Origin of the sequence: Pseudomonas sp. BRM28 (genome assembly GCF_002939405.1) — a bacterium.
Taxonomy (GTDB): Bacteria; Pseudomonadota; Gammaproteobacteria; order Pseudomonadales; family Pseudomonadaceae; genus Aquipseudomonas; species Aquipseudomonas palmensis.
Window position 1 is genome coordinate 5,802,205 of sequence record NZ_PEFV01000001.1, and the last position, 23,417, is coordinate 5,825,621.

Here is a 23,417-nt window from a genome sequence, read left to right on the forward strand (position 1 = left end):
TGGCGTTCTGAAACGCAAAAGCCGGTAACGGCGCGAGCCGTTACCGACGGGGTACAGCGACAGGCGTCGGCGCGGCTTAGGCCGGGCGACCCTGGGTGTTGCACACGCTGAGGTTGTTCACGCCCAGTGCGCCGGACTGGTTGGCGAACTGCAGGCGAACGGCGTTTTTCCAGGCTGGGCTCAACGGGATCAGCTTCTGCGCGATGATGGCCGCATCGTTGTTGGTGGTGGCGCCGTAATGACGGTTCAGGAAGGCGACGACGGCGGTGCCGTCTGCGGCGTCCTTGTAGCACTGACCGAAGATCAGGTTGGTGTAGGCAACGATGGAGTAGCCGGTGGCCGGGTTGGCCAGCACCGGGGCCCAGTTCTGCGGAATCGCGCGTGCGGCGGCGGTGGCCGGTGGCGCGGCGTTGGCCAGTGCAGTCTGCACGTTGCCGACGGTTGGCAGCAGGTTGTTGACGCGAGCGACCTTCGCGTTGTTGGTGGCATCCACGTCTTCAGGGCCTACATAGCCGATGGCGTCTTCGGTGCCGTACACCGAGGTCACGATATCGCCGCTCAGGGCAACACCCTGGAACGTGGCAGGCTCTGCACCGACCTGAGCGGTGGTGAAGGTGCTGCTGACGCCGAACTGGGTCGGGCACTGGCTGTTCAGGTGACGGGTGAAGATCTCGGAGGTGCCGCTGCTGCCGCTGCGGTAGAACACCTTGATGGCCTTGTTCGGGTAGCTGGCGTCGATCTGGTTCCAGTTGCTGATCGAACCCGAGAAGATCCCGCACAGCTGGGCGCTGGTCAGGTTCAGGTCGTTGACGGCAGTGCCGTTGGCCAGCTTGAGGTTGTACGGGATGGTGACCGAGGTGGCTGCCGACGGAACCTGGATCAGCGGGCCCCACTTGTTGGCGACGTCGTTGCCGGCGCTGTTGTGGTCCAGGTTGTAGGTGTTGATTTCCGCATCGGAAAGGATCGAGTCGCTGCCTGCGAAATCGACGGTCACACCGGCGGGCTTGTTGATATCGGCGGCACGGTTGAACAGGAAAGCCGACTTGCCTTTACCGCTGCCAACACCGGTGTAGGTGTCGAAACCGGCGCCCAGTACGCCTGGGGTGGTGTACAGGCCTTGTGGCAGGGTGGCACCGCCACCGACAACCGCTGCCATCGATTGAGCCGAAGCCAGTGCGGCAACAGCCAGCGAGGCTGCGATCATAGTGCGCTTAAACATGAAGAAGCTCCTTTCGTCGTGTTCGTACGTTGAGGTGAGTCGCGCTTGCATGTCACGATGGCGTGGCGCAGCGCCTTGATCCAGAGGGCTTGCTGGCCGATCCACGAGGCTTAGGTTGGCAGTGCGCGGTGACAGTCAGAGGAAAAAACATCGGGAGCTTGGCGGGGGATTTCTCGGGTGTTTTCAAGGCCGCAGTGCGGTCCTTCGCCGGCAAGGCCGGCTCCTACAGGGGTTGGTGTGATCCTGTAGGAGCCGGCCTTGCCGGCGAAGGCGTCAGCCGCAACACCGCAGCAACCTCCCGGATTCACCACCCGGCCGACTCGGGTGTTCACCCCGCGCAAGAAACAATTCACTGCACCAGCTGGTTGATCTCGATGATCGGCAGCAGCACCGCCATCACGATCAGCAGCACCACCGCACCCATCACCACGATCATCAGCGGCTCCAGCAATGCGGTCATGCCCATCGCTCGGCGCTCGATGTCCTTGGCCAGGCTCTGCGCCGCGCGGTCGAGCATCGGCGGCAGGTTGCCGGTCTTCTCGCCGCTGGCGATCAGGTGGATCAGCAAGGGCGGGAACACCTTCTCCACCGCCAGCGCCGACGCCAGCCCCACGCCTTCGCGCACCCGCGCCGTGGCCTCGCTCACGCACTGGTCGAGGCGGTCGTTGGCCAGGGTCTGGCGCGCCGCCTCCAGGGCCCGCAGCAACGGCACCCCGGCACTGCCCAGAATCGCCAGGGTCGAGGCGAAGCGTGCGGTGTTCAGGCCCAGCACGAAGCGCCCCAGCAACGGCAGGCGCAGCACCCGGCTGTGCCAGGCCAGGCGTGCCGACGCGCCGCGCAGGTACACACGCCAGCCCCATGCCCCGGCCACCAGCACGATGAAACACAGCCAGCCCCAGGCCCGGATGAAGTCGCTGGCGTTGAGCATCGCCAGGGTCAGCCCCGGCAGGTCCTGGCGCGCCTGGGTGAAGGCGCTGACCACCTGCGGCACCACGTAGCTGAGCAGAAAGATCACGATGCCGATCGACACCAGCCCGACCACGCCGGGGTAGATGAACGCGGTGAGGATCTTGCCGCGCAGGGTGTTGCGGTCTTCGATGTAGTCGGCCAGGCGCTCCATCACCTGGGCCAGGTCGCCGGACTCCTCCCCCGCCGCGATCAGTGCGCGGTAGATCTCGGGAAAGTCCCGCGGGCGCGCCGCCAGTGCGTCGGCCAGGCGCATGCCGCTGCGCACGTCGCCGCGCACCGCGCCCAGCACCTGGGCGATGTGCTTGCGTTCGGCCTGCTCCAGGGTCGCGCTCAGGGCGCCCTCCAGCGGCAGCCCGGCGGCCAGCAGGCTGGCCAGCTGGCGCGTGGTCCAGGCCAGGTCCGCATCCGACAGCTTGCTGGCGAACAACCCGCCGCCGGCACTGGCGGCAGGCTCCGGCTCGACCTGCAAGGCGCTCAGGCCCAGCCCGCGCAATTGCCCGATCACCGCCGCCGGGCTGTCGGCCTCCAGCTGGCCACGGCTGATGCGCCCCTGGGCATCGGCGGCTTCATAACGGTATCGGCTCATCAGGCGTCCCGGGTCACACGCAGGATTTCTTCCACGGCGGTACTGCCGCTGTCGACCCAGCGCTGGCCGTCCTCGCGCATGCTCAGCATGCCGGCCTGGCGCGCTGCGGCGCGCAGGGCCTGTTCGTCGGCGCCCTGGTGGATCAGGCCGCGAATCGGGTCATCGATGCAGAACAGCTCGTGGATCCCGGTACGCCCGCTGTAGCCGGTGTGGTTGCAGTTGGCGCAGCCATGGGGGCGAAACTGGCCGGGGGCATTCGGGTCGGGCTGACGGCAGTGCGGGCACAGCCGCCGTACCAGGCGCTGGGCCAGCACGCCGAGCAGCGCCGAGGCCAGCAGAAAGGGTTCCACGCCCATGTCGAGCAGGCGGTTGACCGCCGACACGGCGTCGTTGGTGTGCAGCGTGGCCAGCACCAGGTGCCCGGTGAGCGAGGCCTGCACCGCGATCTGCGCAGTCTCCAGGTCGCGGATCTCGCCGATCATGATGATGTCCGGGTCCTGGCGCAGGATCGCGCGCAGGGCCACGGCAAAGGTCATGTCGATGCGCGCATTCACCTGGATCTGGCTGATACCCGGCAGGTCGTATTCCACCGGGTCCTCGACGGTGAGGATGTTGCTGACGCTGGCATCGAGCCGCGCCAGCGCCGCGTACAGGCTGGTGGTCTTGCCGCTGCCGGTGGGCCCGGTGACCAGCACGATGCCGTGCGGCTGGCGAATCAGCACGTCCAGGCGGGCCAGCAGCGCCGGGGCCATGCCCAGGGTTTCCAGTTGCAGACGCCCGGCCTGCTTGTCCAGCAGGCGCATCACCACCCGCTCGCCATGCCCGGTGGGCACGGTGGACACACGGATATCGATGGGCCGGCCAGCCACGCGCAGGGCGATGCGCCCGTCCTGGGGCAGGCGTTTTTCGGCGATGTCCAGCTGTGCCATGATCTTGATCCGCGACACCAGCGCCGCGTGCAGCGCCTTGCGCGGCGAGACCACGTCGCGCAGGGTGCCGTCGACCCGGTAGCGCACCACCGAGTGGGTCTCGAAGGGTTCGATGTGGATGTCGCTGGCCTCGTCGCCGGCAGCCTGGGTCAGCAGCGCGTTGATCATGCGGATCACCGGCGCGCCGTCCTGGGTGTCGAGCAGGTCGGTGATCTCGGGCATGTCCTGCATCAGGCGGTCGAGGTCGACATCGTTCTCGGCCGCGCCGACCGCCGCTGCGGCGCCGCCGTTGTCGCTGTAGGCGCTGGTCAGCAGGCGGTCGAGCTCGTCTTCGCTGACCTGCTCGGCGGCCTGCTCGCCGAACTGGCGGCGCACCTCGCCCAACGCCCAGGCCGGGGTCGAGGGGCACAGGCGCAGCGGCGCGGCGTGCTCGCCGGCCAGCAGCACCACACGCTGGGCCTTGGCCCAGGCGTACGGCAGGCGGCTCACCGGGCAACCCCGACTTCATCCAGCGGCACGGCGCGGATCGCCGCACGCGGGGTGCCGATGGCCGCGCCCGCGCGCGGTACGCCCTGCTCGGCGCTGGGCAGCAGCGGCATCTGCGCGTCCGGCAGTGCCCAGGAATGGGCCGGCTTGAGCCCGCCCTGGGCACGGCGGATGAAATCGTAGCGGTTGAGGGTGATGCTGCGCCCCACCTCGGCATCGCGAATGATGTAGGGGCGCAGGAACACCATCAGGTTGGTCTTGCTGGTGGCGCGGCGCTCGTTGCGAAACAGCACGCCCACCCCCGGCAGGCTGGAAAGAAACGGAATGCCGTCGTTGGCCTGGGTGTAGCCGTCCTGCAGCAGGCCGCCGAGCACCATGATCTGGCCGTCGTCGAGCAGGATGCTGGTGTCGATGGCGCGCTTGTTGGTGACCGTGCCGGCGGCACTGGAGGCGCGTTCGTCGACGCTGCTGACCTCCTGGTAGATGTCGAGCTTGACCGTGCCGCCTTCGGAGATCTGCGGGCGCACGTTGAGCTTGAGCCCCACCTCTTCGCGCTGGATGGTCTGGAACGGGTTGTTGCTGGTGCCGCCGCCATCGGTGACGTACTGGCCGCTGACAAAGGGGATGGTCTGGCCGACGAAGATGCTCGCCGCCTCGTTGTCCAGGGTCAGCAGGTTGGGCGTGGACAACACGTTGCTGCCGCCCTTGCTGGTCAGGGCGCGGGCCAGCACCTTGAGGTCGAGCACCTCGCCGATGCCGGGGATGTTCACCGTGCCGTCCACCACGCCCACGCTCAGGCCGGGGGGCAGCGCGTCGATGCTGTTCCTGGCACCGCGATTGAACCCGGCACCGCCCAGGTTGGCGCCGCCGAACACGCCGTTCTTGCCCAGGTTGCCGGCCTGCCACTGGATGCCGAATTCGTTGGCGTCGTCTTCGCTGACCTCGACGATCAGGCTTTCGATCACCACCTGGGCGCGGCGCTGGTCGAGCAGGTCGATCACCTCGCGCAGGTTGCGGTACAGCGGGTCGGGTGCCGAAATCAGCAGGGTGTTGGTGGTGGCGTCGGCCTGGATGGTCACCCCGCCGGCGGAAAACGCGGTGTTCTGCTCGCTGCCCTGCGAACCGTTGCCATAGGCGTTGCCGGCCTGGCCGAGGCTGGCCCCGTAGGTGGCGGCTGGCGGGGTGGCGCTGGTGGTCTGCGCGGTGTTCGCCGCCGCGCCGCTGCCGTTCTGCTTGCCTGCCAGCAGGCCACCGCCGCTGAGCCTGGCGCGGGCGTCGTCACCGCTGCTGCTGTCGCTCTCGCCGGTGAGCAGCCCGCGCAGGGCCTGGGCCAGCTTGCCGGCCTGGGCGTTGCGCAGGTACACCACGTGCAGGTTGCTGGGGTTGTTCTGTGCGTTGTCGAGCTTGTAGATCAGGTCGCGGGCCAGTTGCGTGCGCTCGGGGCTGCCGGCGCGGATCACCACGCTGTTGGAGCGTGGGTCGCCGATCACGCTGATCTTCTGGGTGGGATCGTTGCCCTGGGTTTCGAGCAGCTCCGAGACCATGGCCGCGATGTCGCTGGCGATGCCGTTCTGGATCGCCACCACGTCGGTGTCGATGGCGCTGGGGATGTCGATGCTGTCGAGCAGCCGGGCCACACGCTCGAGGTTCTCGGCATAGTCGGTGACCACCACGGTGTTGTTGCCGGGGTAGGCGTTGATCGGGTTGTTGGGCGACACGATGGGGCGCAGCACCGGGATCACGTTGACCGCGTTCTCGTATTGCAGGCGGAAGGTGCGGGTGAGCATGCCGGTGCCGGCATCCTTGCTGTTGATCGGCCCGCCCAGCAGCTTGGCGTCGGCCTCGGGCACCACCTGGCTGACCCCGCCCACGTCGACCACGCTGAAGCCCTGCATGCGCAGGGCTGCCAGCAGCATGGCGTAGGCACGTGTGGCCGGCACCTCGCCTTCGGACACCAGGGTCAGCTGGCCCTTGACCCGCGGGTCGACCAGAAACTGGCGCCCGGTGGCCCGCGACAGGGCGCGCACCACGGCCTGGATGTCGGCGTCGACGAAGTTCAGCTGCACCGGCTGGTCGCCCAGCGGGTTGCCCGGTGCGGCACTGGCGCTGCCATCGCTGTGGGGCCTGGCGCGGTGGGCGGGGGCACGCGGGGTCGGGCGCTGTGGCTCGACCCGCGCCTGCAGGCCGTGGCGTTCCAGGCTGGTCGGCCCGGGCTGCACGTTGGCCAGCGGTCGGCCCAGCTCGCTGCTGGCCAGTGGCTGCGCAGGCTGCTGGCTGCAACCGGCCAGGGCCAGTGCCAGTACCAGGGGAGCCAGGCCGGCCAGTCGGCGCGGCAGTTGGGTGCACATCATGACGATTCCTTAGCGCCTTGCGCCTGGTCCAAGCGAACGATTCCGGAGAACGACGCCGTGGCCGAGGGGTCGGCCAGCGGGTCGCGTTGCAGGCGGCTGTGCACCACCGTCAGGCCCAGTTGTGCGGGGGCCTGCAGCAGCCAGGCGGTGGCGGCCTCGGCGGGGGCCTGGGCAAGATCGAGCTGCCAGCCGCCCTCCACCGCCTGAAGCTGGTAATGGCCGCTGAGCCCGGCGTGCTCCAGGCTCTGGCGCAGGGCCGGCGCCTGTTGCGCGGCGCCCGGCAGTGAGGGGGCGTGGGCGAGCAGGCCGTCGAGGGTTTGCGCCTGGCTGCGCAGCCTGGGCGTTTCGGCCTCCCAGTGGGCGATGCGCGCCAGTGCCGGCTGCACCAGCACCAGCCACCACAGCGTGGTGCCCAGCAGCAGTGCGGTCAGGGCCACGGCGCGGCGCTCGCGCGCACTCAGGCCGTGCCACCAGGGGCGCAGGCGGCGCAGGGGGTGCCGTGCCTTACTCAACATTGGCCACCTCCTCGCCCGTGGCGGTCGCCGGGCGCAGGGTCCAGCCGTGGTCGCTGCTGCTGGCCTCGATGCCCTGTGCCGCCAGCCGGGTTTGCCAGGCGTTGTCGGCCGGGGGCCGTGCGGCGCCGGGCAGTGGCTGCAGGTCGAGCACGCCGTCGTGGTAGGTCAGTTGCTCGACTGCGCCGGCCAGAAACGGCATGGCGCTGCCGGCGGCCTGCAGCAGGTGGTTGAAGGGTGCGACCGCGCCATTGTCGCCGGCGGCGAGCTGCTGGCGTACCTGTTGCAGCGGGTTGAGGATCACCTGCAACTGCGGGTAGGCAGCGCGTACCTGCTGGTGCATGTGCTGGCGCAGTTGCTGGCCGGTGTCGGCCAGCCGCGCGGCGTAGAGGTTCAGGCCCAGGGTCCAGATCATGGCGGCGCTGGCGCACAGGGCGAGTGCCCGTGGCCAGCCGTGCTGTGCGGCGCCAGGGGCGCGCAGGCCGCTGTGCAGGCTCGCCACCGGGCATGCGCCGGCCCTTGCCGGGGTCGGGTACAGGCCCCGGGGTTTGAGGCCGGCATTCGACAGCCACTGCGCCAGGCCCTGCAATGCCGCCTGCCCCAGCCATGCCACCGCCACCTTCCCGTCCGCTGCCCGTGGCCCGTGGGCGATATGCACGGCGCGCACATCGCCCAGTATCAGGCCCTGCGCCGCGCACTGCACCGCCGCCCCCAGGCGCGCTGCCGGCAACGGCGGCAGTACCAGCTCGGTGCACAGGCTGTCGTCCGGGTGCAGCCACGCCAGCACCTCGCGGCCCCGCGCCAGGCTCTTGAGCTGCGCCTGCGCCGCCTCGCCCTCGGCCTCGGTCCGGCCCTGGCGGTCCAGTTGCCGATAGCCGACCCGCGCCCCGTCCTCAAGCGCCGCCAGCCGCGGCAATGCCATGTGCAGTTGTGCCTTCATGCGCCCACCCGTGCCCAGACAACCTGTGCCAGGGGCGCCTGCCCGCGCAGCAGCAGCGCCTCCAGGCGCACCTCGCGCGAGCCGCTGCGGGCCACGCCGTGCAGGCGGAACCAGTCGCTGGTAATGCCCACCGGCACGCTTTCGAGCACCACGTGGGGCATCTGCAGGCGGTTGACGAAATCCCCGCGGTTGACGAACCAGCGCCCGCCGTCGCGCTCGGCGATCAGCTGGCGCGCCTTGTCTACGCTCAAGCCCGGCACCTGCGCCGCCAGCACCTCGGCCGACGCGGTGTTGCCATTGATCCAGGTGTTGGCCGGCAGCACCGTGGCCACTCGGCGCAGGCGCGCCAGCCCTTCGGCATCCAGCCCCGGCACGGCCAGCTGGTCGAGGCTGCGCAGCATCGGCCGGCGTGCCGGCACCGGGCGCGAGGCGGCACCCGGCGAGGTTGCGCGGCCACTGTCGAAGCCGTGCACCGCCTCGGCCACGGGCGCCTGCCGGCGCGGGTAGCCGTCGATCACCCGCGCCGCGATCGCCTGCGCCACCGGCGCGGCCAGGCCGATCAGTGCACACAGGCGCTCGAAGGTGGCCAGGGCCTGCGCGTCGGGTTGCTCTTCGACCACCAGGTTGCGCAGGTTGAACTTGCCCTGCTCGTCTTCCAGCCGGCCCTGAAACACCGCGCCGTGCTCGCCCACCGGCAGGCCGGCGATGGGGCGCGCCCAGCCCTGGTCGAGGCGTACCAGCGGGTCGACGCGGCGCTGCTCGGCCAGTACCTCACGGCTCCAGGCCAGGCCCGCCTGCAGCACGCCCTGCCCCTGGGCACGCTGCTGCAGGCTTTCCAGCTCACGGGTGAATACGCTCTGGCGGCTGATCATGCCCGCTGCGATCACCGCCACCACGGCGGCTATCAGCAAGGCACTGATGATCGCCATTCCGCGTTGCTGCGCGGACGGTCTCATCACGGCGCCTACAGCTGCCAGGAGCCGATATCGGCGTTCACGCCGTCGCCGTCAGGCTCGCCATCGGCGCCCAGCGAGAACACGTCGATCTCGCCGTTGGCACCGGGGTTGAGGTAGTGGTAGGGACGGCCCCAGGGGTCGTTGGGCAGGCGCTCCAGGTAGGCGCGCCAGGTGCCGGGCTTGGCCGAGGCGGGTTTTTCCACCAGTACCTTGAGGCCCTGGGCGGCGCTGGGGTAGCTGCCGTTGTCCAGGCGGTAGAGCTTGAGCGCCTGCATCAGCCCGGCGATGTCCTGGCGGGCGGCGGTGGCACGCGCCTGGTCGGGGCGGTCGAGCACCTTGGGCACCACCATCGCTGCCAGGATCCCGAGGATGACCACCACCACCATGATCTCGATCAGGGTGAAACCGCGTTGGCGACGGGGGGCAGAACGGCGTGGGCAGGTAAGCGACATCTCGGCATTCCTTGGCGGGATTCGGGGGCCGATTGTGGCAAGGGCATATGTCAGTGGTATTGAAAATCCTCGGGAGTTCCGGTCGCCAATCGGTCAGACAGACCCCCTAGGATGCAGCTTTGCCCACACCGAGATGCCCATGCGCAGACGCCGCCCGCAACAGGCCGGTTTTACCCTGATCGAAGTGCTGGTGGCGCTGGCCATCGTGGCCGTGGCGATGGCCGCTGCAGTGCGCGCGGCCGGGCTGATGACCCAGGGCAATGGCCTGCTGCGCGACAAGTCGCTGGCCCTGCTCTCGGCCCAGGCGCGCCTTGCCGAACTGCGCCTGGAAGGCCAGGCAACCCCGGGCCTGCGCCGCTTGGAGTGCGACCAGGGGCGCCTGCGCCTGCGCTGCGAGCAGCAGGTCGACAGCCGCCCCGGTGGGCTGCTGCAGGTGCGCCTGGAGGTGTTCGAGCGTGACCGTGAAGGCCCGCCGCTGGCGCGCCTGGAGAGCTGGCTGGGCCAGGCGCCTAGGGCCGAATGAGGCGCGGCAGCGCAGGGCCTTCGGGCAGTCGGGCGATGCCGATGCGGCTGCGCTCCCCGGCGCGTTCGATCACCAGCGCATCGGCTTCTATGGCCACCAGTTGCCCCCCCTGCGCCAGTTGCTCGCCCACCCGCACGGCCTGTGGCGCGCCGCCGTTGAGCGAGACGATGGCCACTGCACCGGCACTGCCGGCCAGCAGCCCGCTGAGGCTGATGTCGACCTGCGCCGGCAGGTTGGCGAACCACTGCCCGGCGGCGGCCGGGGGTGCCGATAGGGTCTGCTCCATGGCAGCCGGCACCGGTTGGGGGGTGGGCGTCCAGAGCAACGTGGCCCAGGTCGCGAGCCCGGCCAGCGCCGCGAGCAGCGCCGCGCCCTGGACCAGTTGCGGGGCAGCCACGGGTTTGAATGCTAGTGCCATGGGGAACGGTCTCCGTGTGGTTCCTGGCCCGAGCATACGCGCCGATTCTCACGCTTTTGTTTCACACGACGATCATCTTCGCCGTGCACGCTGTCACCAGCCAAGGAGGCATCGCCCCATGCAATGCAGCCATCCACAACAGGGCTTTACCCTGATCGAACTGATGGTGGTGCTGGTGATCGTCGGCATCGCCAGCGCCGCCATCAGCCTGAACATCCGCCCCGACCCGGCCAGGGCGCTGCGCGAAGACGCCGAGCGCCTGGCGCAATTGCTGCTGGTGGCCCAGAGCGAGGTGCAGGCCGATGGCCGCGCCCTGGTCTGGCAGGCCGACCGCGACGGCTACCGTTTTGTGCGGGCCGGCGCGGCGCTGGACGGCGACCCGCTGCTGCGCCCGCGCCCCTGGCAGGCCGCGCCGGTGACGGTGCAGCGCACCCCGCAGCGGGCCGTGCGCATCGACCCGGAATGGATCGGCGAGCCGCTGACCCTGCGCCTGGTCAGCGGCCAGCAGCAGATCGAGGTGCGCCGCGATGCCGCCGGCCGCGTCGAGGTGCACCAGCCATGAGGCGCCACCCGCAAGGCGGGTTCACCCTGATCGAGGTGATGGTGGCGATCCTGTTGATGGCCATCGTCAGCCTGGTGGCCTGGCGCGGGCTGGACAGCGTCAGCCGCGCCGACCGCCACGTCAAGGACAGCACCGAACAGGCCCGCGCCCTGCTGCGGGTGTTCAACCAGCTGGAGCGCGACCTGGCGTTGCGTGCCAGCAGCGAACTGGTCGAGCCGGTGCTGGCGGGCATGGACCCGCCCAGCGAAAAACCGCTGCCTGCGGTGCGGGTGCAGGCCAGCGACGGGCGCCCGGCGCGCCTGGAGCTGATTCGCAGCAGCGCCGCCGACGACGGCCTGATGCGCGTGCGCTGGTGGTTGCAGGGTGGCACGCTGTACCGCGCCGCGGCGCCGGCACGCGATCGCTTCCCGCTACCGGCGCCTGCCGGCCGGGTGGCGGTACTGGAGGATGTGGCTGAATTCAACCTGCGGGTGTGGGAGCCGGGCAAGGGCTGGCGGCACCTGACCGGCGAGGCCCGGGACAATCCGCCGGGGCTCGAGATCGAACTGCTGCGCCAGAGCGCGCAGGGCCCGCAGCGTTACCGCCAGGTACTGGGGCCGCTCAACTGAGCAGCACCACGCCACCGGGCAGTTCGGTGCAGCGTGCGCCGTAGGCGTCGCGGATCAGCTGCGCCACCCCTGGCAGTTGCGCCAGGCTGAAGCGCGCCTGCACCTTGCGTCGTCCCAGGCTGGGGTTGAGCAGCACCAGCATGCCGGGGCGGTAGCGGTTGATTTCGTCGATCACCTGGCTCAGCGGCGCGTCATGGAACACCAGCCGCTGCTCGCGCCAGGCCATTACCTGTTCGGCATCGAACGGCTGCGCGCTGCCGGCGCTGCGGGCGTCGTAACGCAGCTGCTGGCCGGCGGGCACGGGCAAGCTGCGGCCCTGCCAGAGAATCTGCACCTGGCCCTGCAGGCAGGTGACGCACACGGCCGAATCGGTGTGGCGCACATTGAAGCGCCCGGCCTGGGCCGACACCCAGGCCTGCCCGGCCTGCACCTGCACCGGGGCCTGGGCCAGCACCTCGACCTCGCCTTCGAGCAGGGCGATCGCTTCGCCGCTGCGGTTGATGCGGGTCTGGGTGTTGAGCTCCAGCGCGATGCCCTGGGTCAGGTCGATGCGACGCTGCTCGCCAACGCCGGTGTGAAAGTCTGCCGCTGGCGTGCCGAGCCCGTCCACCAGGTTGCTGCGCAGCAGCACGAAGGCTGCCGAGGCCGCCAGCGCGCCACCCAGGAACGCGCGGCGCCCCAGGGTACGCAGGGGCACCACGCGCTCGGCCTGGCGCGCCGCCGGCTCCAGCTGCTGCCACAGCTGGCGGGCCTGCTCGAAGGCCTGGGCGTGCGCCGGGCTCTGTGCGCACCACTGGCGCAGGGCGCGTGCGTCGGCGACGGTGGCGCGCCCGGAGGTAAGCAGCAGCAACCAGTCCTGGGCCTGGCTGTGCAGGCTGGGTTCAGCCGAAGTCTGGGGTGTCATGGTCTGAGGGGCCTGCATCAAAATGGCGCTGTGTATTGTTCAAGACGGTTTTCCCGCACCGGGACCGAACCGCTGGAACACTTTTCTTTCCAGCCGCGTGGCGCAGTAACCCAGTGCGGCCTTGAGCTCCTTCTCGACCATGCGCGTGGAGATGCCGAAGCGCTGGGCGATTTCCAGGTGCGAGGCTTCCTCCAGGCGCGCGGCAATGAAGATACGCCGGCGCCGTGCCGGCAGTTCGTAGAGTGCGCCGAGCAGGCACTGGATTTCCTGCTGGCCGCCGACGATGCGCGCCGGGTCCTGGTCTTCGGCCACCTGCAGCAGGTCTTCGACCTCGGCGCCGGTGAGCAGCCGGGCGTCGGCCTGGCGCCGGTCGGCGGCGATGTTCAGGGCCATGCGGTACAGGTAGGCGTTGGGCTTGTGCAGCGCGTGGGTGGCCTGCATGCGGTCGACCCGCAGGTAGGTTTCCTGGAGCACGTCGCAGGCCAGGTCGTCCGAACCCAGGCGGCGTTTGAGGCGCACCTTGAACTCGTCGTAAGAGGTCAGGAACAACGTGACCAGAGGTGTATTCATACTGCCTAGCCTCCATGCGATTAAGGGCAGTCCATGCGTGTATCGGGCAACAGCAGCAGCGTCACCGGTTGCGCCAGCGCCGAGGGCGGTGGCCGCTCCAGGCGCAGGGCACGCAGGCTTTCGACCAGCGCGCTGTCACGCCGGTGATCGCCGGTGGAGGCCAGCAGGCGGCTCTGGGCCAGCACCCCGCGGGCGTCGATCCATACCTGCACCGCGGCCCGGTAATGGCCTGGGCGTGCCAGCGCGCTGGCACACAGCGCCTGTTCCACGGCGCGTTGCAGCGTGCGCGCATAATTGCCGGCCGCGCCGGCCCCGCCTGTGGCACGCGGGTTAGGCGCGGCTGCCGGCAGTGCCACGCGCTGCACGGTGAAGGCCTCGGCGCCGCTGTAGCGGGCCATCAGCCCGGTGCCTTCGAGCAGCCTGCGCAGGCCGTCGCGGGCGCTGAACGCGCCGCTCAGCGGCATCGAGCGCTGGCGTGCGGTCAGCTCCCGGTCCACCAGTACCGCCATGCCGCTCTGCTGGCCGAAGGCGTGCAGCGCCTCGTCCAGTGGCTGGGCCGGTATGTCGAAACGGATCGGGCCTGCGCCGTGCACCGGCATCGCCAGCACGGCCAACAGCAGCACGGCGATTCTGGCAAGGCAGTGGCGCAAACCGGTGTCTCCCCCGAAAGTCGCCATCGTGGGGCCTGTGTATGAATCTGATGTGACAGCGGTAGGCAAAAAACCTTAACGATGTGGGAAGTCGCCTGGGGCTAGACTGGGGGAAACCGCTTCAGGGAGGGCATGGACATGGGCTGTCGAATCGCGGGGTTGTGGCTGGTTGCCGGTCTGCTGAGTGGCCTGTCGAGTGGCGTGGTGCAGGCGGGTCAGGACGAGGGTTGCATCGACGTGCAGGTGGGCCAGGCGCGGGCGCTGGCGTACGACTGCCTGACGCGCCAGTTGCAGAACGGCAACGGGCAGCGCGCGGCGCAGGCCAACCGCAAGGCGATGGAGGTGGATGTGAGCCGGCGCGCGCCGAACCAGCTGGGGTTGTTCAACCAGTCGGCCACGGGGCAGCGCATGGGCAATGCGTTCGGGGTGTCGGTGCGGCCGCAGCGGCCGGGGCCGTGATCGGCGCAGTTGCATTCCTGCAGGCCATGGTTCGTTGCAACCAATGTAGGAGCCGGCGTTGCCGGCGAAGCGCCGCGCGGGCGGCGCTCGGTTTTGGGAGCACCGGTGGATTCAAGACAGGCACCTTCCAGCCCGAATGAATTTCAAGGCTGATGATTGAAGGGGTGAGCGAGAAAACCAGCCAGCAATGGCGGTGGACGACTAGTGCCAACCGATGCCCTTGCAGCGCTCTCAGGATCGAGCGCCGCAAGCGCGGCGCTTCGCCGGCAAGGCCGGCTCCTACACGGGGCGGTATTGCCAGCCTCGGTGTGTTCGACACCCGATTGCAGTGAATCCACCTGACATCAGACTTGTCGCCCCTACCGCCCCCGCGGCAAGCAGATGCGAAACTGCGCCCCCCCCAACGCCGACTGCCCCACCGTCAGGGTGCCACCCTGCCCCTCGATCACCCGACGGCTGATCGCCAACCCCAGGCCAAACCCGCCCGTGGCACGGTCCCGACTGCGATCCAGGCGGTAGAACGGCTGGAAGATGCGCTCGCGCTCCTCCTGCGGAATGCCAATGCCGTCATCCTCGACGGTCAGCACGCACGCGCCCTTGGCATCCACGCTCAGGCGCAGCAGGATGCGCTGCCCGCAATAACGCATGGCGTTGCGGATCAGGTTCTGCACCGCCCGCGCCGTCAACCGCGGGTCCAGCACAAAGCGCGGCAGATCCGGCTCGGCACGCACCTCCAGGCTCACCCCGCGCCCATCCAGCTCTTCGGCATAGCTGCCCAGGATGCTGTCGACGAACTCGGGCAGCGCCACCTCCACCCGCTCGCCACCCTGGCCATTCTGCAAGCGGTTGTACGACAGCAGCTCAAGCACAAGCGCATCCAGCTCGCGCACGTGCCCCACCAGTTCCAGCAGGCGCTTGCGACTGGCCGGGGGCATTTCGTCGTACAGCAGCACCAGGCCGAAATCCAGGCGGGTCAGCGGCGTGCGCAGCTCATGCGACACCGCATTGAGCAACTCGCGCTGCTGGGTCAGCAGGCATTCGATATCCGCCGCCATGGTGTCGAACACCTTGGCCAACGCGCCGATGTTCGAGCGTGGCGAGATCAGCGTGCGCTCCGCCAGGTTGCCTTCGCCCAGGCGCTGCGCCGTGGCCTTGAGCCGCTGCAGGTCACGCCAGTGCGGGCGCACCCAGAACAGCAGGCAGCCCAGCAGCGCCGCACCGATCAGCACGGTGATGCCCCACGACAGCAGGTAGATGTCCGCCGGGTCCGGCGGGTTGCGCAGCACCACCATCCACTCGCTGTCCAGCGGCGCCAGGGCGGTTTCGTAATAGCCCCACTCCCCCAGGCGCACCACGTACTGGCCGGCCTGCAGGTGCGCCTGCTCCTCGGCGTTCAGGTCCAGGTCGGCGCGCCGGCGCAGCTCGATGCTGAGGGGGGCGAAATCGGTATTCAGCGCCTCGGCCACCTGGGGCCAGCTGTCGCGGTGCTTGAGGTGGAACTGGTTGACGATCAGGCGCTGCACGCCCCGCGCCTGGTCCTGGTTGTAGGCGATGTAGCGGTCATGGAACACATGCAGGATGAGTTCGGGGATCAGGAAGATCGACCCGGCATACGCGACGATGGTCACCAGATACAGGCGTACCAGAATTTTCAGCATGGCCGTGGCCGCTCCTCAGAATTCCCACTCGACTCGGCTGAACAGGTAGCCCTTGCCCCACACCGTCTTGATCTTGCGCGCCTCGCCGGCGCTGTCGTCGAACTTGCGCCGCAGCTTGGATATGGCCACGTCCACCGAGCGGTCGGTGCCGTTGAACTCGATGCCGCGCAACTGCTGCAGGATGCAGTCGCGGCTGAGCACGCTGCCGGCATTGCGCGCCAGCACCACCAGCAGGTTGAACTCGCCGCTGGACAACTCCACCGTCTGGTCGCGCCACAGCACGGTGCGTTCGGCCAGGTCGATGCGCAGCCCGCCGATCACGATCAGGTCGCTCTCGAGATGCGGCTCGTTGATGCTGCTGCGCCGCAGCAGGGTACGCACCCGCGCCAGCAGCACGCGCGGCTCGCACGGCTTGCTGACATAGTCGTCGGCGCCCATCTCCAGGCCCAGCACCTGGTCGTGGCTGTCGTCGCGGGCGGTGAGCATGAGGATCGGCAGCAGCAGCGATTCGGCGCGCAGCTGCCGGCACACCTGCAGGCCGTCCAGGCCCGGCAGCATCAGGTCGAGGATCACCAGGTCGGGTTTGCTGCGCCGCGCCTCTTCCAGCACGTGGTCCCCCCGCGCAATCACGCTGACGCTGAAACCATTGCGTTGCAGGTAGCTGGCGATCAGTTCGCTCAGGGCGCAGTCGTCTTCGACCAGAAGGATAGTGGGCATGGGTAGTTTGAAAGGCCGGGAAAGTCAGGCAGGATATAGCGCTTATTCGCAGGTCGCGAAATTCTTCACACTTTTTCACACTCGCCCTACATAGCTTAACAACTGCCTGTAGCGCGGCTGCCTTAGCATTGCCGGGTCATTTATGGAAGATCCGCATGCCCAGTTCAAGCCCCGTCCGTCTGCGTACCCTGGCGCCCCTGTTGCTGCTGAGCCTGGCCCTGGCCGGCTGCGACAGCAAGCCGCCCGCCGAAGAACAAGCCCCCAAGCCCGCCGTCAGCGTCGAAACCGTGCGCGAGCAACCCCTGGCCATCAGCACCGAGCTGTCGGGGCGCATCCTGGCGCCACGCATCGCCGAGGTGCGCGCGCGGGTGGCCGGGGTGGTGCTCAAGCGGGTGTACCGTGAGGGCAGCGACGTGAAACAGGGCGACGTGCTGTTTCGCATCGACCCGGCACCATTCAAGGCCGACTACGACAGCGCCCGCGCCAACCTGGCCAAGGCCGAGGCCACGCGCTTTCAGGCGCGCCTGCAGGACCAGCGCTACGCCGAGCTGATTTCGATCGACGCGATCAGCCGCCAGGAGCACGACAACGCGCGCGCCGCCGCCATGCAGGCCGACGCCGAAGTGGCAGCGGCCAAGGCCGCGCTCGAGCGTGCGCGCCTGAACCTGGGCTATGCCACCGTGACCGCGCCGATTTCCGGGCGCGTGGGCCGTGCCCTGGTGACCGAGGGCGCGCTGGTGGGGCAGAACGAATCGACCCCGCTGGCGATCATTCAGCAGCTCGACCCGATCCATGCCGACCTGACCCAGTCGACCCGCGAGATCAACGCCCTGCGCCGTGCCCTGCGTGCCGGCGAGCTCAAGCAGGTGGGCCAGGACCAGGCCCGCGCCACGCTGATCCAGGATGACGGCACCCCTTACCCGCTGGCGGGCAAGCTGCTGTTCTCCGACATCAGCGTGGACCCGAGCACCGGCCAGATCACCCTGCGCAGCGAGTTCCCCAACCCCGACCTGGACCTGCTGCCCGGCAGCTTCATCCGCGTGCGCCTGGAACAGGCGGTGCAGCCCAAGGGCATCAGCGTGCCGCAGCAGGCCATCCTGCGTGACAGCGCGGGCCTGCCGCGGGTGCTGCTGGTGGACGCCGAGCAGCGCGTGAGCGAGCGCGCCGTGGTGCTGGGCAGCGTGCAGCAGGACCGCTGGATCGTCACCGAGGGCCTGGCCCCGGGCGATCGCATCGTCACCGAAGGCCTGCAGCACGTGAAGGTGGGTGACCAGGTGAGCGTGACCCCCGCCACCGACACGGCTGCCCCCATCGCCCAGACCACCGCCCAGTGAGGCCCTGATCCATGCCGCAGTTCTTTATTGACCGCCCGGTGTTCGCCTGGGTGGTCGCGCTGTTCATCCTGCTCGGCGGTGCGCTGGCCATCCCGCAGTTGCCGGTGGCCCAGTACCCCAACGTGGCGCCGCCACAGATCGAGGTGTACGCGGTATACCCCGGTGCCTCGGCGCAGACCATGGACGAGAGCGTGGTCAGCCTGATCGAGCAGGAGCTCAACGGCGCCGATCACCTGCTGTACTTCCAGTCCACCAGCAGCCTGGGCAGCGCCACGGTAACGGCGACCTTCCAGCCGGGCACCAACCCGGAACTGGCCCAGGTCGATGTGCAGAACCGCCTGAAGATCGTCGAGTCGCGCCTGCCGCGGGCGGTGACCCAGCAGGGCCTGCAGGTGGAGAAGATCTCCACCGGGTTCCTGATGCTGGTGACCCTGACCGCCGACGATGACCGCCTAGACGAAACCGCGCTGAGCGACTTTCTGGCGCGCAACGTGATGAACGAGGTGCGCCGCGTACCGGGTGTGGGCAAGGCGCAGCTCTATGGCTCGGAACGCGCCATGCGTATCTGGCTCGACCCGCAGAAGCTGATCGGCTTCAACCTCACCCCCGAGGATGTGAACCTTGCGATTGCCGCGCAGAACGCCCAGGTGGCCCCTGGCAGCATCGGCGACCTGCCCGGCAGCCCGACCCAGGAAATCACTGCCAACGTGCTGATCAAGGGCCAGCTGTCGACGCCCCAGGAGTTCGCCGACATCGTGCTGCGTGCCAACCCGGATGGCTCGCGGGTCACCGTGGGTGATGTGGCGCGGGTCGAGATCGGCGCCCAGGAGTACCAGTACGGCACGCGCCTGAACGGCAAGCCGTCCACCGCCTTCAGCGTGCAGCTGGCGCCCGGTGCCAACGCCATGCAGACCGCGACCCTGGTCAAGGCCAAGATGGACGAGCTGTCGCGCTACTTCCCGCCCGGGGCGGTGTACGACATCCCGTATGACACCTCGCCGTTCGTCAAGGTGTCGATCGAACAGGTGATCAACACCCTGATCGAGGCCATGGTGCTGGTGTTCCTGGTGATGTTCCTGTTCCTGCAGAACATCCGCTACACGCTGATCCCGACCCTCGTGGTGCCGGTGGCGCTGATGGGCACCTTCGCGGTGATGCTGACGCTGGGCTTCTCGATCAACGTGCTGACCCTGTTCGGCATGGTGCTGGCCATCGGCATCCTGGTGGACGACGCCATCGTGGTGGTGGAGAACGTCGAGCGGATCATGGCCGAGGAAGGCCTGCCGCCCAAGCAAGCCACGCGCAAGGCCATGCAGCAGATCAGCGGCGCCATCGTCGGCATCACCGTGGTGCTGGTGGCGGTGTTCGTGCCGATGGCGTTCATGCAGGGCTCGGTGGGGGTGATCTACCAGCAGTTCTCGGCGTCGATGGCGGTATCGATCCTGTTCTCGGCGTTCCTTGCCCTGAGCCTGACCCCGGCGTTGTGCGCCACCCTGCTCAAGCCGATCGCCAAGGGCGAACACCACGTCAAGCGCGGTTTCTTCGGCTGGTTCAACCGCAAGTTCGAAGGCATGAGCAACGGCTACCAGCGCTGGGTGATGCACGCGATCCAGCGCAGCGGCCGCTACCTGGTGGTGTATGGCCTGCTGCTGGTGGCGCTGGGCTGGACCTTCAGCCAGCTGCCCTCCTCGTTCCTGCCTACCGAAGACCAAGGCTACACCATCACCGACGTGCAGCTGCCGCCCGGCGCCAGCCGCAACCGTACCGTGCAGGTGGCCGAGCAGATCGAGGCGCACAGCGCAGGCGAACCTGGCGTGGGCAACACCACGGTGATCCTGGGCTTCAGTTTCTCGGGCAGCGGGCAGAACGCGGCGCTGGTGTTCACCACGCTCAAGGACTGGTCCGAGCGCACCGCCAAGGACAGCGCCGAGGCCATCGCCGAGCGCGCCAACATCGCCTTCAGCCAGTTCAAGAACGCGGTGGCCTATGCGGTGCTGCCGCCCTCGGTGGATGGCCTGGGCACCTCGACCGGTTTCGAGTTCCGCCTGCAGGACCGTGCCGGCGTGGGCCATGCCGGGCTGATGGCGGCGCGTGACCAGTTGCTGGCCGAGGCCGCGAAAAGCCCGGTGCTGGCCAACGTGCGCGAGAGCGCCCTGGCCGAAAGCCCGCAGGTGCAGTTGCTGATCGACCGCAAGCAGGCCAACGCGCTGGGCGTGTCGTTCGACGACATCGGCACGGTGCTCAACACGGCCATCGGCTCGACCTACGTCAACGACTTCCCCAACCAGGGCCGCATGCAGCGGGTGGTGGTGCAGGCCGAGGGCGACCAGCGCAGCCAGGTCGAGGACCTGCTCAAGATCCACGTGCGCAACACCAGCGGCAAGATGGTGCCGTTGTCGGCCTTCGCCCAGGCGCAGTGGGTATCGGGGCCGGTGCAACTGACCCGCTACAACGGCTACCCGGCCATTGCCGTGTCGGGCGAGCCGGCACCGGGCTACAGCTCGGGCGCGGCGATGGCCGAGGTGCAGCGCCTGGTCGATGCCCTGCCGCTGGGCTTTGGCCTGGAATGGACCGGGCTGTCGCTGCAGGAGCAGTTGTCCGGGGCGCAGGCACCGATGCTGATGGCGCTGTCGCTGCTGGTGGTGTTCCTGTGCCTGGCGGCGCTGTACGAAAGCTGGTCGATCCCTACCTCGGTGCTGCTGGTGGTGCCGCTGGGCGTGCTCGGTGCGGTGCTGGCGGTGACCCTGCGCGACATGCCCAACGATGTGTTCTTCAAGGTCGGCCTGATCACCCTGATCGGCCTGTCGGCGAAGAACGCGATCCTGATCATCGAGTTCGCCAAGAGCCTGGTGGACGAAGGGCATGACCTGGTCGAGGCCACCGTACAGGCCGCGCGCCTGCGCCTGCGGCCCATCGTGATGACCTCGCTGGCGTTCATCCTGGGCGTGGTGCCGCTGGCGATTGCCACCGGCGCCAGCTCGGCGAGTCAGCAGGCCATCGGCACCGGGGTGATCGGCGGCATGCTCAGCGCCACGCTGGCGATCGTGTTCGTGCCGGTGTTCTTCGTGGTGGTGATGCGCGTGACCGGCTGGCGCCGGCGTGACGCCCAGGCCGACACTGCGGTGGTCGAACAAAGCTGATGGACAGCCGCGCGGCGGTCATGGGATGGTGCTAGCCCGCTTATGGACTGGAACCCTGCAATGACCGCCGCCGTACTTCCCCCCTGCTCCATTCTTTTGCTGGCCGGCGGCCGTGGCCAGCGCATGGGCGGGCAGGACAAGGGCCTGCTGTCCTGGCAGGGCCGCCCGCTGATCGCGCACGTGCACGCCGTTGTACGTGACCTGAGCGATGACCTGATCCTTTCCTGCAATCGCAACCAGCACGCCTATCGGGCGTTTGCCGACCAGTTGGTGGGCGATGCCGAGCCTGGGTTTCCCGGGCCGCTGGCCGGGGTGCTGGCCGGGCTCGCGGTGGCGCGGCATGCCTGGCTGGTGGTGCTGGCGTGTGATGCACCGCTGATCGAGCGCGGGTTGCTCGAGCAGCTGCTGAGCGTGGCGGTGACCGGGGACTGCGCGGCGATGGTGCGCCAGGGCCAGCAGTGGCAGCCGATGTTCTGCGTGATCCCGGTGCGCCAGCAGGCGAGCTTGCAGGCGGCATGGCAGGCCGGTGAGCGCAGCCTGCTGCGGGCGTTGCTGGAGCATCCGTTGCAGGCAGTGGAGTGTGCAGAGGAGGACCGGCGCCTGAGCAACTTCAATACGCCGCAGTGGTTGGGGCAATAAGGCTTTTTGTGTCGTCTGTGAGGGCCTCTTCGCGGGCCAAGCCCGCTCCTACAGAGGCTTGCTCTACCCCTGTGGGAGCGGGCTTGACCCGCGATGGGCGGCACCGCCCCCCTCGAACACCACACACCGATTACGCCCCGCCGCCTTGGCCGCATACAGCGCCTGATCGGCCGCCGCCACCAGCGTCAGGGGCGTTTCGCCCTGCCCCGCCATGCCTGCCACGCCGATACTCACCGACACCCGCCCGAACGGGCTGCCAGCATGCACGATGTTCAGCTCGGCCAACCGCGCCAGCACCGTCTCGGCCACCACTACCGCGCCCGCCACCTCGGTATTGGGCAGCACCATCGCCAGCTCTTCCCCGCCATAACGCGCCACCACATCCGTCGGGCGGCGCACGCACTCGCGCAGCAAGGCGCTCACCGCCTTGAGGCATTCATCACCGCCAATGTGCCCGTAGGCGTCATTGAAGCGTTTGAAATGATCGATATCGATCAGCAGCAACGCCAGCGGCTGGGCCTCGCGCTGGGCACGCCGAACTTCGCTGGCCAGCACCTCGTCGAAACGCCGGCGGTTGGCCAGCCCGGTGAGCGTGTCGTGGGTGGCCAGCACCGCCAGCTGCCGGTTGGTGGCCAGCAGTTCTTCGCGCGCCACCAGCAGCTGCGCATCCATCTCGGCACGATGGCGCATGTCACGGATCAGCAGCCGGCCAATCACCGCGATCACCCCCTGCAACGCCAGCACCAGCCCCACCGTCAGCCACGCTTCCATGCGCCAGGCGTCCAGGGCCTCGCGCTTGCCGATGGCCACGGTGGTCACCAGTGGCAGGTGCTCGTTCTTGCGAAACGCATACAGGCGCTCCACCCCATCCAGGCTCGAGGCAAACGAAGCCGTGCCCACCGAGTTTTCCACCAGGTAACGGGTGTAGATCGGCGACCGGGAAAAGTCGCGGCCCATGTCCTGCTCGCGAAACGGGTAGCGCACCAGGATGCGCCCACTGGTGTAGGTGAGCGCGATCGCACCGTCCTTGCCCACGTCGATCTTGCCGAACAGGCGCAGAAAGTTCTCCACCCCCAGGGTCACCGCGATCACCCCGGCGAACTGCCCCCCGGGCTGCTCGAAACGCCGGCTGACGGTGATCACCCAGTCCTGGGTGGAGCGGCTGCGGATCGGCGGGCCGATGAACACCTCGCGGGACGGGTTGTCGCGATGGTGGATGAAGAACTCGCGGTCGGCGCTGTTCGCACCGTCCGGAATCGGGCCGTTGGTCGACATCAGCCATTCGCCCGTCGGGCCATAGATGGTCAGCCCATGCAGTTGCGTCAGCAGTTCGTTCTGCTCCTCCACCAGCCCGGCCAGGCGCGCCAGTTGCTGCGGCCCGCCGCCATCGACTTCGAGCCGCTCGCTCAGGCCCAGCAGCATCATCGAACTCTGGCGGATGATGCCCTCAGCATAGGTGTCCAGTGCCTGGGTCAGGTTGAGGCTGTGTACCTGAACCTCGTTCAGCGCGCGCTGACGTGCAGCCCATATCTTCCAGGCCGTCAGCGATGCCAGCGATACGCAGATCACCAGCAACAGCAGCACGGCCAGGCGCACGTCACGCTTGTGCGGCAGCGGCACCGGCAGTAAGGGGGTCGACATCATGAAACGCTCCTGCGATGCCACAACTGAAGGCATCCTGCCATCAGCTGTACTCCGGAATGCCCTGTACCGCAAGGGGCAGAGCATCAGGCGCGCAATCAAGCGGTGGGGGTCACGACGGGCTGCTGCAGAATCCGGCAGGCAGAAGTTGCAGGGCAGTGAAGCTGAAAGTGGGACGCAAGGCCGCCCGCTCC

The 23,417-nt window shown here is 68.7% G+C and carries 22 protein-coding genes; 7 read left to right on the forward strand and 15 right to left on the reverse strand.

Annotation, left to right across the window (positions count from 1 at the left end):
• Positions 1-76: 76 nt before the first annotated feature.
• The 8 genes from CR917_RS26485 to gspG all read right to left on the reverse strand — a co-directional run bounded on the left by CR917_RS26485 (position 77) and on the right by gspG (position 9,400).
• Positions 77-1,219 carry a substrate-binding domain-containing protein gene (locus CR917_RS26485; protein ID WP_043860338.1) on the reverse strand — a complete coding sequence of 381 codons (1,143 nt, stop codon included), beginning with the start codon at positions 1,217-1,219 and terminating at the stop codon, positions 77-79.
• A 349-nt stretch (positions 1,220-1,568) separates the two neighbouring features.
• Positions 1,569-2,774 (reverse strand): type II secretion system inner membrane protein GspF, encoded by a 1,206-nt coding sequence (gspF, locus tag CR917_RS26490; protein ID WP_054916085.1) that lies wholly within the window; start codon positions 2,772-2,774, stop codon positions 1,569-1,571.
• Entirely contained in the window at positions 2,774-4,192 is a 1,419-nt protein-coding gene (gene gspE, locus CR917_RS26495; RefSeq protein WP_058541159.1) for a type II secretion system ATPase GspE, read from the reverse strand. The genes gspF and gspE overlap by 1 nt, the downstream gene beginning before the upstream one ends.
• A complete protein-coding gene (gene gspD, locus CR917_RS26500) occupies positions 4,189-6,540 on the reverse strand; it encodes a type II secretion system secretin GspD (RefSeq protein ID WP_058541160.1) in 2,352 nt (783 codons plus the stop codon). The genes gspE and gspD overlap by 4 nt, the downstream gene beginning before the upstream one ends.
• A complete protein-coding gene (gene gspM / locus CR917_RS26505; protein WP_104573128.1) occupies positions 6,537-7,055 on the reverse strand; it encodes a type II secretion system protein GspM in 519 nt (172 codons plus the stop codon). The genes gspD and gspM overlap by 4 nt, the downstream gene beginning before the upstream one ends.
• A complete protein-coding gene (gspL, locus tag CR917_RS26510) occupies positions 7,045-7,992 on the reverse strand; it encodes a type II secretion system protein GspL (protein ID WP_104573031.1) in 948 nt (315 codons plus the stop codon). Before gspL ends, gspM begins: the two co-directional genes overlap by 11 nt.
• Entirely contained in the window at positions 7,989-8,921 is a 933-nt protein-coding gene (gene gspK / locus CR917_RS26515; protein ID WP_100633789.1) for a type II secretion system minor pseudopilin GspK, read from the reverse strand. The genes gspL and gspK overlap by 4 nt, the downstream gene beginning before the upstream one ends.
• 35 nt (positions 8,922-8,956) lie before the next feature.
• Positions 8,957-9,400, reverse strand: coding sequence for a type II secretion system major pseudopilin GspG (gene gspG / locus CR917_RS26520; RefSeq protein WP_054916090.1), 444 nt, complete (start codon positions 9,398-9,400; stop codon positions 8,957-8,959).
• A 139-nt stretch (positions 9,401-9,539) separates the two neighbouring features.
• On the opposite strand from gspG, the gene gspI reads away from it, so the two are divergent.
• Positions 9,540-9,923 carry a type II secretion system minor pseudopilin GspI gene (gene gspI, locus CR917_RS26525; RefSeq protein WP_058541165.1) on the forward strand — a complete coding sequence of 128 codons (384 nt, stop codon included), beginning with the start codon at positions 9,540-9,542 and terminating at the stop codon, positions 9,921-9,923.
• On the opposite strand, the gene CR917_RS26530 is transcribed toward gspI, so the two are convergent.
• Positions 9,910-10,341 carry a type II secretion system protein N gene (locus tag CR917_RS26530; protein ID WP_104573030.1) on the reverse strand — a complete coding sequence of 144 codons (432 nt, stop codon included), beginning with the start codon at positions 10,339-10,341 and terminating at the stop codon, positions 9,910-9,912. The two genes, gspI and CR917_RS26530, sit on opposite strands and share 14 nt — an antisense overlap.
• A gap of 118 nt (positions 10,342-10,459) precedes the next feature.
• Here CR917_RS26530 and CR917_RS26535 point away from each other — a divergent pair, with 118 nt between their 5' ends.
• Entirely contained in the window at positions 10,460-10,903 is a 444-nt protein-coding gene (locus CR917_RS26535) for a GspH/FimT family pseudopilin (protein ID WP_104573029.1), read from the forward strand.
• On the forward strand, positions 10,900-11,511 hold the full coding sequence (locus CR917_RS26540) for a type II secretion system protein J (RefSeq protein WP_043860349.1): 612 nt from the start codon (positions 10,900-10,902) through the stop codon (positions 11,509-11,511). Before CR917_RS26535 ends, CR917_RS26540 begins: the two co-directional genes overlap by 4 nt.
• On the opposite strand, the gene CR917_RS26545 is transcribed toward CR917_RS26540, so the two are convergent.
• From CR917_RS26545 to CR917_RS26555, 3 genes are read right to left on the reverse strand one after another with little or no spacing between them, the layout of a single operon-like run.
• Complete coding sequence (locus CR917_RS26545; RefSeq protein ID WP_196932333.1) at positions 11,504-12,415, reverse strand: DUF4880 domain-containing protein; 912 nt, start codon at positions 12,413-12,415, stop codon at positions 11,504-11,506. The two genes, CR917_RS26540 and CR917_RS26545, sit on opposite strands and share 8 nt — an antisense overlap.
• A gap of 39 nt (positions 12,416-12,454) precedes the next feature.
• Positions 12,455-12,985, reverse strand: a complete 531-nt coding sequence (locus CR917_RS26550) for a sigma-70 family RNA polymerase sigma factor (protein WP_043860351.1) — start codon at positions 12,983-12,985, stop codon at positions 12,455-12,457.
• 20 nt (positions 12,986-13,005) lie between these two features.
• Positions 13,006-13,635: an STN domain-containing protein gene (locus tag CR917_RS26555; protein ID WP_229589303.1), complete on the reverse strand. Its 630-nt coding sequence runs from the start codon at positions 13,633-13,635 to the stop codon at positions 13,006-13,008.
• 138 nt (positions 13,636-13,773) lie between these two features.
• On the opposite strand from CR917_RS26555, the gene CR917_RS26560 reads away from it, so the two are divergent.
• On the forward strand, positions 13,774-14,094 hold the full coding sequence (locus CR917_RS26560) for a hypothetical protein (protein WP_054916095.1): 321 nt from the start codon (positions 13,774-13,776) through the stop codon (positions 14,092-14,094).
• Between the two features lie 359 nt (positions 14,095-14,453).
• On the opposite strand, the gene CR917_RS26565 is transcribed toward CR917_RS26560, so the two are convergent.
• Positions 14,454-15,752, reverse strand: coding sequence for an ATP-binding protein (locus CR917_RS26565; RefSeq protein ID WP_054916096.1), 1,299 nt, complete (start codon positions 15,750-15,752; stop codon positions 14,454-14,456).
• Between the two features lie 15 nt (positions 15,753-15,767).
• The gene (locus CR917_RS26570; protein WP_043859689.1) at positions 15,768-16,469 is read right to left on the reverse strand and encodes a response regulator transcription factor; all 702 of its coding nucleotides are present in this window, start codon (positions 16,467-16,469) and stop codon (positions 15,768-15,770) included.
• Between the two features lie 155 nt (positions 16,470-16,624).
• Between CR917_RS26570 and CR917_RS26575 the strand changes: the two genes are divergently transcribed.
• The 3 genes from CR917_RS26575 to mobA are packed head-to-tail and all read left to right on the forward strand — an operon-like array spanning position 16,625 to position 21,582.
• Positions 16,625-17,803, forward strand: coding sequence for an efflux RND transporter periplasmic adaptor subunit (locus CR917_RS26575; RefSeq protein WP_043859688.1), 1,179 nt, complete (start codon positions 16,625-16,627; stop codon positions 17,801-17,803).
• Positions 17,804-17,814: 11 nt separating this feature from the next.
• Positions 17,815-20,943, forward strand: coding sequence for an efflux RND transporter permease subunit (locus CR917_RS26580; RefSeq protein WP_043859687.1), 3,129 nt, complete (start codon positions 17,815-17,817; stop codon positions 20,941-20,943).
• A gap of 60 nt (positions 20,944-21,003) precedes the next feature.
• Positions 21,004-21,582, forward strand: coding sequence for a molybdenum cofactor guanylyltransferase MobA (mobA, locus tag CR917_RS26585; RefSeq protein ID WP_043859686.1), 579 nt, complete (start codon positions 21,004-21,006; stop codon positions 21,580-21,582).
• A 63-nt stretch (positions 21,583-21,645) separates the two neighbouring features.
• Here mobA and CR917_RS26590 read toward each other — a convergent pair whose 3' ends face one another.
• Positions 21,646-23,223, reverse strand: a complete 1,578-nt coding sequence (locus CR917_RS26590) for a diguanylate cyclase (protein WP_104573213.1) — start codon at positions 23,221-23,223, stop codon at positions 21,646-21,648.
• Positions 23,224-23,417: the final 194 nt, after the last annotated feature.

Coding starts and splice junctions, on each gene's coding strand:
- mobA (WP_043859686.1), top strand. CDS start 21,004: ATGACCGCCGCCGTACTTCCCCCCTGCTCCATTCTTTTGCTGGCCGGC.
- gspF (WP_054916085.1), bottom strand. CDS start 2,774: ATGAGCCGATACCGTTATGAAGCCGCCGATGCCCAGGGGCGCATCAGC.
- CR917_RS26575 (WP_043859688.1), top strand. CDS start 16,625: ATGCCCAGTTCAAGCCCCGTCCGTCTGCGTACCCTGGCGCCCCTGTTG.
- CR917_RS26580 (WP_043859687.1), top strand. CDS start 17,815: ATGCCGCAGTTCTTTATTGACCGCCCGGTGTTCGCCTGGGTGGTCGCG.
- gspD (WP_058541160.1), bottom strand. CDS start 6,540: ATGATGTGCACCCAACTGCCGCGCCGACTGGCCGGCCTGGCTCCCCTG.
- gspI (WP_058541165.1), top strand. CDS start 9,540: ATGCGCAGACGCCGCCCGCAACAGGCCGGTTTTACCCTGATCGAAGTG.
- CR917_RS26570 (WP_043859689.1), bottom strand. CDS start 16,469: ATGCCCACTATCCTTCTGGTCGAAGACGACTGCGCCCTGAGCGAACTG.
- CR917_RS26560 (WP_054916095.1), top strand. CDS start 13,774: ATGGGCTGTCGAATCGCGGGGTTGTGGCTGGTTGCCGGTCTGCTGAGT.
- gspG (WP_054916090.1), bottom strand. CDS start 9,400: ATGTCGCTTACCTGCCCACGCCGTTCTGCCCCCCGTCGCCAACGCGGT.
- CR917_RS26550 (WP_043860351.1), bottom strand. CDS start 12,985: ATGAATACACCTCTGGTCACGTTGTTCCTGACCTCTTACGACGAGTTC.
- CR917_RS26545 (WP_196932333.1), bottom strand. CDS start 12,415: ATGACACCCCAGACTTCGGCTGAACCCAGCCTGCACAGCCAGGCCCAG.
- CR917_RS26530 (WP_104573030.1), bottom strand. CDS start 10,341: ATGGCACTAGCATTCAAACCCGTGGCTGCCCCGCAACTGGTCCAGGGC.
- CR917_RS26535 (WP_104573029.1), top strand. CDS start 10,460: ATGCAATGCAGCCATCCACAACAGGGCTTTACCCTGATCGAACTGATG.
- CR917_RS26540 (WP_043860349.1), top strand. CDS start 10,900: ATGAGGCGCCACCCGCAAGGCGGGTTCACCCTGATCGAGGTGATGGTG.
- gspK (WP_100633789.1), bottom strand. CDS start 8,921: ATGGCGATCATCAGTGCCTTGCTGATAGCCGCCGTGGTGGCGGTGATC.
- CR917_RS26485 (WP_043860338.1), bottom strand. CDS start 1,219: ATGTTTAAGCGCACTATGATCGCAGCCTCGCTGGCTGTTGCCGCACTG.
- CR917_RS26565 (WP_054916096.1), bottom strand. CDS start 15,752: ATGCTGAAAATTCTGGTACGCCTGTATCTGGTGACCATCGTCGCGTAT.
- CR917_RS26590 (WP_104573213.1), bottom strand. CDS start 23,223: ATGTCGACCCCCTTACTGCCGGTGCCGCTGCCGCACAAGCGTGACGTG.
- gspL (WP_104573031.1), bottom strand. CDS start 7,992: ATGAAGGCACAACTGCACATGGCATTGCCGCGGCTGGCGGCGCTTGAG.
- gspM (WP_104573128.1), bottom strand. CDS start 7,055: ATGTTGAGTAAGGCACGGCACCCCCTGCGCCGCCTGCGCCCCTGGTGG.